This is a genomic window from Streptomyces sp. E2N166, assembly GCF_003671715.1.
GTDB classification, from domain to species: domain Bacteria; phylum Actinomycetota; class Actinomycetes; order Streptomycetales; family Streptomycetaceae; genus Streptomyces; species Streptomyces thinghirensis.
In genome coordinates this window covers 384,928-393,893 of sequence record NZ_RAIF01000012.1, presented here as the reverse complement: position 1 = coordinate 393,893, position 8,966 = coordinate 384,928, and the positions used below count along the sequence as shown (strand labels likewise).

Below are 8,966 nucleotides of genomic sequence, written 5' to 3'. Positions count from 1 at the left end.
AGAGCCACAGGACGCCGCTCTTGTCGCGGGCGACCAGGTCGGGCCTGCCGTCACCCGTGAGGTCCCGGGCGCCGGTGATGGTGTCGTAGACGGACCAGCCGCCGCCGACCCGGGTGCGCTTGCGGAACGGCTCCGTCAGGTCGCCGCTGCCCTCGTAGTACCAGAGCACCCCGCTCTTGTCGCGGGCCACCGCGTCGCCGGTGCCGTCCGCTCGCAGCGCCGTCAGCGTGGTCACCGCGTTGTAGGTGTTCCAGCCGCCGCCGATGCGGAAGCGGCCGAAGAACGGGGAGGACGAGCTGCCGGTGCCCTGGTACTGCCACAGCACGCCCGACGAGTCCCGGCCGAGGATGTCGTAGCGGTTCGTGCCCGGGTCCGGCGCGGTGCCCTTGACCACCTGGACGTCCGAGGCGCGGACCCAGGCAAGCCGGTGGTTGTAGCGGATCGGGAGGAAGACCGTGTCGCCCACGACCACCGTGCGGGAGCCCTCGCCCGAGCCGTCGATGTTGCCGCTGTTGTAGTACGAGCCGTTGATGGCCGACCCGGCCAGCGTGTACTTCTGCCCGGCGAGGACGCCGTACTTGGTCAGCGACGCGGTGTTCTCGTCCTGGACATCGACTCCGGTGTCCGTGTATGCGCTGTCCTCCGGATACGTGCGCCCGTACACCGGGACCGTGCCGGCGCCCGCCTTGGGCGTGATCACGTCCGGGGTGCCGACGGCGCTGGCGAACTGGCCGCCCCGGTTGTAGAACCAGGCCTTCTTGCCGCCGTACCAGATGGCGGTCCAGTCCTGCCGCGCCTCGGCGACGACGTACTCGCCGCCCGACACGACCTTGTTGGCCCAGTTCCAGCCCTCGGTCCAGGTCTGGCTGCCCAGGTACGGGTCGGTGAGGGTGGCCGAGCCGGTGGTCGGCGAGGAGTACAGGTACGTGAAGTTCGCGGGCTGCTTGGCGACCGCGGACCCGCCGTTGGTGAGCTTCGGCTGGTTCGCCGTGGTGAACGGCGGCACGACCCGGATCACCTGGCCGGCCTTGTAGGGGCCGCCGGGGCCCTCGGCGCCGGTCGGGGCGCCCAGCAGGTCCATGTAGTGGTTCCAGTCCCAGAAGGGGCCCGGATCCCAGTGCTGGGCCTTGACCTTGGCGTCCAGGACGCCCGGCACCTCGTCGTGGCCGATGATGTGCTCACGGTCCAGCGGGATGTCGTACTTCCCGGCCAGGTGCTTCACCAGGGCCGCCGAGGACTCGTACTGCGGCTCGGTGTACCAGCTGCCGTCCTTGATCGCGTAGCCCTCGTGCTCGATACCGATCGAGTGCATGTTGAGGGACTTGTTGCCCGCGTGCCACGCCTCGTTCTTGTTCTCGACCATCTGGGTGACCAGGCCGTCGGAGGCGCGGATCAGGTAGTGCGCGCTGGCGTACGTGCGGGAGTTCTGGAAGACACCCAGGGCGCTCTCGTAGCTGCCCTCGGTGTCGTGCAGCAGGATGGAGTTGATCTCGTGGCCGGCCTCGGGGCGGCTCGCGATGCTGTAGTTGCCCCAGTCGTCCAGACTGTCGCTGTTCTGCTTGAACGCGGCGGGGCGGAAGTCGCAGTTCAGGCCGGTCGGGCAGTCGGGGGTCGCGGCGGCCTCGGCGGTGTGGGCGGCCGCGAGGTCGAAGTCGGTGCCCCGGTCGGGCTCCACCGCCGGGTCGGCCGGCAGCGTGAGGTACTGGCCGTCCACGGTGAGGCGCCGCTCACCGGTCTTGATCGACTCGAACACGCGCTTCGCGAACAGCTCCGCGCCCTTGTGGTCGGTTGCCTGGCTGGCGCGGGCCACGGCCGGATACCAGGCGCCGGGGTCCTCCGGCAGCGAGCCGGTGGCGTCCTCCTGGTACTTGGCGAGGAGCGCGGCGCCCGCCCGGATGCTCTCGGCGGGGTCGCTGCGCACCTCCTCGGACGACGCGTCGATCAGCTCGGCCGCCTCGTCCAGGGTGTGCAGGCGCGGGTCGCTCGTGTCGACGGGCTCCTCGCGCAGGCTCGAGAGGGCCTTCTCGGCGTCGAAGTTCTTCTCGATGGCCGGGTCGCCGCTGCGGTTCATGTGCTCGAGCTGGTGCTCGCGCCCGTCGGCGTCGCCGTCACCGAGGTCCTTGGGGTCGACGTCCGTGAGCCCCATCACGTTGTAGGCGCCGGTGGTGCTCGGCAGCCCGTCGTGGTCCTCCCAGCGCGTCTGCCGGTACGAGACCGCCATCAGCACGCTCTGCGGGACGTCGAACTCCTCCGCGGCCCGCTCGAACTCGGCCTGCAGCCCGACGTCCGGGGCGGCGGCCGCCTTGGCGCCGTCCGAGCCGAGCAGGTTCGGCGAGGCCAGTGCCAGGGTGCCGGCCGTGGTGGCCGCGGCGACCACCGAGGCGACACCGTAGACAAGCAGTCTCTTCTTCTTGCGGTCTCTGCGATGATCCGCGCTCAAGTCCCACCCCTGGTATGCGCTCGGCGTGTATGTGAAATGTCTGTGATTCAAACTTCAAAGGGGCGTGAGGTTACCAACCCCCGTCCCGCCGCCCGCACCGGGGTGCCGTCTCACCTGTCGAGCCGTACGAAAACCGCGTGACAGGACCCCGTAGGGTTGAGGGGTGACCGTGAACGCTAAGACCGGCCCGAGCGCCGGCAACACCTGGCGAGACCTGCCCGCGGCGCAGCAGCCCGAGTACCCCGACACCGAGGCTCTGCGCGCAGTGATCGCGGACCTCGAGTCGTATCCGCCGCTCGTCTTCGCGGGCGAGTGCGACCAGCTGCGCGCCCGGATGGCGGCCGTCGCCAAGGGAGAGGCGTTCCTCCTCCAGGGCGGCGACTGCGCCGAGGCCTTCGACGCCGTGTCCGCGGACCACATCCGCAACAAGCTGAAGACGCTGCTCCAGATGGGCGCCGTCCTCACGTACGCCGCCTCCGTGCCGGTGGTGAAGGTCGGCCGCATCGCCGGCCAGTACTCCAAGCCGCGCTCGAAGCCGACCGAGACCCGCGACGGCGTGACGCTGCCGACCTACCGCGGCGACTCCGTCAACGGCTTCGACTTCACCGAAGCGGCCCGGATCCCGGACCCCGAGCGGCTCAAGCGCATGTACCACGCGTCGGCGTCCACGCTGAACCTGGTGCGCGCCTTCACCACCGGCGGCTACGCCGACCTGCGCCAGGTGCACGCCTGGAACCAGGACTTCGTGAAGTCCTCGCCCTCCGGCCAGCGCTACGAACAGCTCGCCCGGGAGATCGACCAGGCGCTGAACTTCATGCACGCCTGCGGCACGGACCCGGAGGAGTTCAAGACCGTCGAGTTCTTCTCCTCGCACGAGGCGCTGCTGCTCGACTACGAGTCGGCGCTCACCCGCGTCGACTCGCGCACCGGGCAGCTGTACGACGTCTCCGGGCACATGGTGTGGATCGGTGAGCGCACCCGGCAGCTGGACCACGCGCACATCGAGTTCGCCTCGCGCATCCGCAACCCGATCGGCATCAAGCTCGGCCCGACGACGACGGCCGAGGAGGCGCTCCAGTACATCGAGCGCCTGGACCCGGAGCGCGAGCCGGGCCGGCTGACCTTCATCGTCCGCATGGGCGCGGACAAGATCCGCGACAAGCTCCCCGAGCTGGTGGAGAAGGTCACCGCGTCCGGCGCGACCGTCGCCTGGATCACCGACCCGATGCACGGCAACACCTACGAGGCGGCCTCCGGCCACAAGACCCGCCGCTTCGACGACGTGCTCGACGAGGTCAAGGGCTTCTTCGAGGTCCACAAGTCGCTCGGCACCCACCCGGGCGGCATCCACGTGGAGCTGACCGGCGACGACGTCACCGAGTGCGTGGGCGGCGGCGACGAGATCTTCGTCGACGACCTGCACCAGCGCTACGAGACGGCCTGCGACCCGCGGCTCAACCGCAGCCAGTCGCTCGACCTGGCGTTCCTGGTGGCGGAGATGTACCGGGACCAGTGACGGTCCGCCCCCTCACCGGGGGGGCGTGAAATGGGGCGCGGGTCACACAGGATCCGCGCCCCCTCCACTTTTGCCGACCTTGCGAGATGGGTAAGGTTAGGTTTGCCTCACCGATCAGTCGGGCCCTCCGGTCGTCGGTACGGCACGACCTTGTACCCCGCTCGGGAGGTGAACCGCGTGTTCGTCTGCAGCTGTTTCGGTGTCACCGAGGAACAGGTGAAGGGCCACGCGGAAGCCGGCGCCTGCACGCCCCGGCAGATCGCCTCCGCCTGCAAGGCCGGCACCGACTGCGGCGGCTGCGTACGGCGCATCCAGGCGCTGCTCGGCCGCGGCGCCTGCCCCCGCCGGCAGCTGGCCGACCAGGGGGAACCGGTTCTCGTGGAGCTGCCGGAAGCCGCCTAGCCGCGGCGAGCGGCCCGGCTACAGTGAGCCGGGGCCGGACGAGTCCGGCTGGACCTGCTCGATGACCGTCGACAGGTAGAGCGACTCGCCCAGCTTCTCGATCAGGTCGAGCTGTGTCTCCAGGTAGTCGATGTGGTGCTCCTCGTCGGCGAGGATCGCCTCGAAGACGTTGGCCGACGTGATGTCGTTCTTGGCCCGCATCACCTCGATGCCGCGGCGCAGCCGGTCGATCGCCTCGACCTCGATCTCCCGGTCGGCCTGGAACATCTCGGTCACGCTCTGGCCGACCCGCACGTGGAAGAGCCGCTGGTAGTTCGGCAGGCCGTCCAGCAGCAGGATGCGGTCGGTGAGCACCTCCGCGTGGCGCATCTCGTCGAAGGACTCCGCGCGCGTGTACTTCGCGAGCTTGGTCCAGCCCTTGTGGTCCTGCAGCTTGGCGTGCAGGAAGTACTGGTTGATCGCCGTGAGCTCGGCGGTCAGCTGCTCATTGAGGAACTCGATGACCTCGGGGTCGCCCTGCATCGCTTGACGCTCCTTCGAACGGGAACTGGCGTGTTGCGCCGCATGATTGCACCGGCATCGAAGATCGTCCAGTAAGTCTCGACTTAGTAAGTAAGTACAGGCTTAGTCGTGGTTGTCAGTCCTTGTGCGTGTTTGCCCGAATGTAAGTGGGGCGGGTCAGGGGCATCGGTCCGGGTCTGTCAGGATGGAGGCATGGGTCAGCCGACGGGACACGAATCGGGAGAAGGCGGTCCGGAAGGAGCGTCGCGGTTCGAGCTCCCACCGGGACAGCGACTGCAGCGCGGCTGGCCGGTCACGCACTACGGACCGGTCCCCAAGTTCCGCCCCGAGCGCTGGGAGTTCCGGGTCTTCGGCACCACCGCCGACGGCGAGAAGTACGGCTGGACCCACGACGAGTTCACTGCCCTGCCGTACACCACGGTCGTCGCCGACCTGCACTGCGTCACGAAGTTCAGCATGCTCGGCTCCGAGTGGGGCGGCGTTCCGGCCGCCACCATCCTGGACCTCGCCCCGCCCGCGCCCGCCGTCACCCATGTGATGGTGTGGGCGGAGTACGGCTTCAGCTCGAACCTCCGGCTGTCCGACTTCGCCGCCGAGCGCACCCTCTTCGCCACCCACAAGGACGGCGAGCTGCTCACCGCCGAGCACGGCTTCCCGCTCCGGCTGGTCGTCCCGCACCTGTACGCCTGGAAGGGCCCGAAATGGGTCCGCGGCATCGAGTACATGACCGCCGACCGCCGCGGCTTCTGGGAGGAACGCGGCTACCACAACATCGGCGACCCGTGGCAGGAGCAGCGCTACTCCTACCAGGAGGAGCCCGGGGACGGCCCCGAGCTCTGACCCTCCCGTACGGCCCCCGCGGGTCAGCCGTCGCGCAGCTTCTTCAGCCGCTCCACGTCCGCCGCGTGCCCCTCCTTGCCGCCCGGTGTCTCGATGACCAGCGGCACGCCCTCGGTCGCGGGGTGGGTCATCAGGGCCCGGAACGGGTCCTCGCCGATGTGACCGGCGCCGATGTTCTCGTGCCGGTCCTTGTGGGCCCCGGCCACGTCCTTGGAGTCGTTGGCGTGGATCAGCTTGAGCCGGCCCTCGCCGACCGTGTCCACCAGCAGGTCGAGGGTCTGGTGCATGCCGGACGGGCCGGTCAGGTCGTGCCCCGCCGCGAAGATGTGGCAGGTGTCCAGGCACACGCCGAGCTTCGGGTGGGCGTCCAGCGCCTCGAAGTACGGACCGAAGTCCCAGGTGCGCGAGCACAGGGAGGCACCCTGGCCGGCGGTCGACTCCAGCAGCAGGTACGGGTCGTCGTCGTGCGTCAGCTCGTCGAGCAGCGGCAGCAGGTACTCCCGTACCTGCTTCAGCGCCGCCGACCGCTCCCGGCCGCCGGTCGCGCTGCCGGTGTGCACGACCACGCCGAGCGCGCCGATCGCCCGCCCGCGCCGCAGCGAGTGCCGCAGCGACTCCACCGACCGCTCCACCGTCGCCTCGGTGTGCGAACCGAAGTTGATCAGGTACGGGGCGTGCACGTAGGCGGGGAGCGACCCGGCCGCGCAGGCCTCCCGGAACGCCTCGTCCTGCTTCGGGTTGCCGGCCGGCGTGGCCCAGCCGCGAGGATTGGCGACGAAGACCTGCACGGCCTCCGCCTTCAGCTCACGGGCGTAGGACAGGCCCACGGAGTGCAGGCCGCCGGCCACGGGGACGTGACCGCCGACGGGGTTGCGCGGCATACGGGAGGAAGAAGACGCGGTACTCATGACCGGACCAAGGATGCCAGGACGTGTGGGCCGACCCCGGATCAGGGTACGACTGCACCAGCGCACCGGCGCTGCCGAGCCAGGGGAGGGTGCACATGGGGGACGTCGTCAGCTTCGCGCTGCCGAACGGCGGCCGGGTACTGGTCGAACCCGTCGACGAGGACGTGTACGGCCTCCAGGAGATCTCGGTCAACGGAAGCACGGTGGTCCGGCGCGCCCAGGAAGGGCTCGGCGAGGCCCTCGACGGCATCCGGCGCATGGCCGCCGAGGCGCACGCGCGGATGACGTCCCTCGACGTCGCCCCGCAACGGCTGGAACTGGAGTTCGGGGTGAAGCTGAGCGGTGAGGCGGGTGCGATCGTGGCCAAGGCGACGGGAGAGGCACATTTGATCGTGCGTGCCGTGTGGGAGAGGTAGCGGGCCGGCGTGCCCGGTGGACCGGGTGTCCGGATCCGTCGCCGGGTGGCGGAGGCCCTCTCCCGCGCCCCGGGGGATCCGCCTACCATGCCCTTGCGGCCGGAGTGCCGCGGCGCGGGGCCGGATGCCGGACGTCCCGGAAGCAGGAGGGGGCCGAGGCATGGAAGAGACCACGGGGGTCGAGTGCGGACTGCCGGACATCGCCGGATTCACCGTCGACCAACTGCGCGCGCTTCCCGGTTCCGTACTGGCGGTGGCCCTGGAGCGGCTGCAGACGGAGGCCGCGGAGTCCCATGACGACGAATACACCAGCTGGCAGGCGAGCGCCTGACCAACCGGCGGTCGACGTCGCGGCGCTCCTCGACGAGGGCTGGCGGCCGGCCCCGCTGCGCCAGTTCGTCCTCAAGACGCGCAGCCGGTGCAACCTCGCCTGTGACTACTGCGTCATCTACGAGCACGGCGACCTGACCTGGCGCCGTCAGCCCCTCGCCATGAGCCCGGCGACCCTTCGCCGCACGGCGCAGCGCATCGCGGAACACGCGGAGCGCCACGGGCTGCGGCAGGTCCGGATCGTGCTGCACGGCGGCGAGCCGCTGCTGGCCGGGCCCGAGGGCGTCGCCGAGGCCGTACGCACCGTCCGGGAGACCGTCCGGGAGGCGGGCACCGAGGCCGAGTTCACCGTCCAGACCAACGGCACCCTCCTCGACGCCCGCATGCTGGACACGCTGGCCGAGCACCGGGTGCGGGTCGGCGTCAGCGTGGACGGCGACCGGCAGGCGCACGACGCGCACCGCCGCACACCGTCGGGCCGTGGGTCGTACGACGACGTGATGGCGGGACTGCACCTGCTGTCCGGCACGTACCCGCAGCTGTACGCGGGCCTGCTGTGCACCGTGGACGCCGCCGCGGACCCGGTCGCCGTCTACGAGTCGCTGCTGCCGACCCGGCCGCCGCTGATCGACTTCCTGCTGCCGCACGGCCACTGGGGCGCCCGGCCACCCGCGCCGGCCGGCGCGTACGGGCGATGGCTGGCCGCCGTCTTCGACCGCTGGGCCGGGGCGCCGCGCAAGGAGACCTCCGTGCGGATCCTCGACGAACTGCTGCACACGGTGCTCGGCGGCCACAGCCGGCTCGACTGGGTGGGCATCACCAGTACCGTCTCCGTGTTCGTCGAGGCCGACGGGGCGGTCCACCAGAACGACACCCTGCGCACCGGACCCGACGGCGCCTCCGAGAGCGGCCTGGACGTCTTCCGGAACTCCTTCGACGAGGTTCTGCTGCACCCGGGGTTCGCCGCCCGCCAGGCCGGGGAACGCGCGCTGTCCGAGCAGTGCCTGCGCTGTCCGGAGCTGTCCGTCTGCGGCGGCGGCGAGTACGGCCACCGCTACCGGCCCGGCTCCGGCTACCGTGCTCCGACCGTCTACTGCACCGACCTGCTCCTGCTCATCGGGCACATCAGACGCTGGCTCGCCCGCTCGGCGGCGCGGGCGTGATCGGCCCGTACGTCCTCCCGGACGACGTCTTCGACGCCCTCGCCGCTGGGGAGGGCGGGCGGACGGCGGTGGTGCTGCTGCGCCGCGCCCGGCGCAGCCGCAACCTCCTGCTGCTGCGACGTGCCCTGGACGGTCCGTGCGGCGGGGCCGCCGAGCCGGCCGCGGACCTGCTGGCGGGCGTCGAACGCGTCGCTCCCGAGGTGACCCGGGCGGTGGTGGACGGCCCCGCGTTCGGCACCTGGGCCGCCCGCACCCTGCGCCACTGCCCGGCGCACCGCCGGGGCGGGTGCGCCACCCGGGAACTCGCCGCCCTCGCGGTCCTCGCCGCGGTACGCGCGGCCCACCCGTCCCGGATCGCCGTGCCGGTGCGGGAGGGGCGGCTGAGACTGCCCGGGCTGGGGACGGTCACCGGGCTCGGCGAGGTGCGCG

General features: G+C 71.0%; 9 protein-coding genes and 1 pseudogene. 7 read left to right on the top strand and 3 right to left on the bottom strand.

The window, feature by feature from the left end:
- Nucleotides 1-2,440: N-acetylmuramoyl-L-alanine amidase (locus EBH09_RS09440; RefSeq protein WP_153182641.1), on the bottom strand; the 2,440-nt coding region annotated here is incomplete at its 3' end.
- Between the two features lie 163 nt (nucleotides 2,441-2,603).
- On the opposite strand from EBH09_RS09440, the gene EBH09_RS09435 reads away from it, so the two are divergent.
- On the top strand, nucleotides 2,604-3,956 hold the full coding sequence (locus EBH09_RS09435; protein WP_121746576.1) for a 3-deoxy-7-phosphoheptulonate synthase class II: 1,353 nt from the start codon (nucleotides 2,604-2,606) through the stop codon (nucleotides 3,954-3,956).
- A 168-nt stretch (nucleotides 3,957-4,124) separates the two neighbouring features.
- The gene (locus tag EBH09_RS09430; protein WP_193776211.1) at nucleotides 4,125-4,358 is read left to right on the top strand and encodes a (2Fe-2S)-binding protein; all 234 of its coding nucleotides are present in this window, start codon (nucleotides 4,125-4,127) and stop codon (nucleotides 4,356-4,358) included.
- 18 nt (nucleotides 4,359-4,376) lie between these two features.
- Here the strand turns inward: EBH09_RS09430 and bfr are convergent, their stop codons facing one another.
- Nucleotides 4,377-4,880 (bottom strand): bacterioferritin, encoded by a 504-nt coding sequence (gene bfr, locus EBH09_RS09425; protein WP_121746574.1) that lies wholly within the window; start codon nucleotides 4,878-4,880, stop codon nucleotides 4,377-4,379.
- A gap of 192 nt (nucleotides 4,881-5,072) precedes the next feature.
- On the opposite strand from bfr, the gene EBH09_RS09420 reads away from it, so the two are divergent.
- Complete coding sequence (locus EBH09_RS09420) at nucleotides 5,073-5,720, top strand: sulfite oxidase-like oxidoreductase (protein WP_121746573.1); 648 nt, start codon at nucleotides 5,073-5,075, stop codon at nucleotides 5,718-5,720.
- Nucleotides 5,721-5,743: 23 nt separating this feature from the next.
- On the opposite strand, the gene EBH09_RS09415 is transcribed toward EBH09_RS09420, so the two are convergent.
- Complete coding sequence (locus tag EBH09_RS09415) at nucleotides 5,744-6,628, bottom strand: deoxyribonuclease IV (RefSeq protein WP_121746572.1); 885 nt, start codon at nucleotides 6,626-6,628, stop codon at nucleotides 5,744-5,746.
- 95 nt (nucleotides 6,629-6,723) lie between these two features.
- Between EBH09_RS09415 and EBH09_RS09410 the strand changes: the two genes are divergently transcribed.
- From EBH09_RS09410 to EBH09_RS37760, 4 genes and pseudogenes are all read left to right on the top strand, one after another.
- Entirely contained in the window at nucleotides 6,724-7,044 is a 321-nt protein-coding gene (locus EBH09_RS09410) for a CU044_2847 family protein (RefSeq protein WP_121746571.1), read from the top strand.
- 160 nt (nucleotides 7,045-7,204) lie between these two features.
- Nucleotides 7,205-7,375: a hypothetical protein gene (locus EBH09_RS37765; RefSeq protein WP_193776210.1), complete on the top strand. Its 171-nt coding sequence runs from the start codon at nucleotides 7,205-7,207 to the stop codon at nucleotides 7,373-7,375.
- Nucleotides 7,338-8,537: an FxsB family cyclophane-forming radical SAM/SPASM peptide maturase gene (locus EBH09_RS09405; protein ID WP_121746570.1), complete on the top strand. Its 1,200-nt coding sequence runs from the start codon at nucleotides 7,338-7,340 to the stop codon at nucleotides 8,535-8,537. Before EBH09_RS37765 ends, EBH09_RS09405 begins: the two co-directional genes overlap by 38 nt.
- Nucleotides 8,534-8,966: pseudogene (locus EBH09_RS37760) on the top strand (radical SAM protein); the annotation flags it as partial. The gene EBH09_RS09405 and the pseudogene EBH09_RS37760, both read left to right, overlap by 4 nt.

What these genes read in the sequence shown, in the direction of transcription:
- bfr (WP_121746574.1), bottom strand. Translation starts at nt 4,880, where the DNA reads ATGCAGGGCGACCCCGAGGTCATCGAGTTCCTCAATGAGCAGCTGACC.
- EBH09_RS09420 (WP_121746573.1), top strand. Translation starts at nt 5,073, where the DNA reads ATGGGTCAGCCGACGGGACACGAATCGGGAGAAGGCGGTCCGGAAGGA.
- EBH09_RS09415 (WP_121746572.1), bottom strand. Translation starts at nt 6,628, where the DNA reads ATGAGTACCGCGTCTTCTTCCTCCCGTATGCCGCGCAACCCCGTCGGC.
- EBH09_RS09410 (WP_121746571.1), top strand. Translation starts at nt 6,724, where the DNA reads ATGGGGGACGTCGTCAGCTTCGCGCTGCCGAACGGCGGCCGGGTACTG.
- EBH09_RS37765 (WP_193776210.1), top strand. Translation starts at nt 7,205, where the DNA reads ATGGAAGAGACCACGGGGGTCGAGTGCGGACTGCCGGACATCGCCGGA.
- EBH09_RS09405 (WP_121746570.1), top strand. Translation starts at nt 7,338, where the DNA reads ATGACGACGAATACACCAGCTGGCAGGCGAGCGCCTGACCAACCGGCG.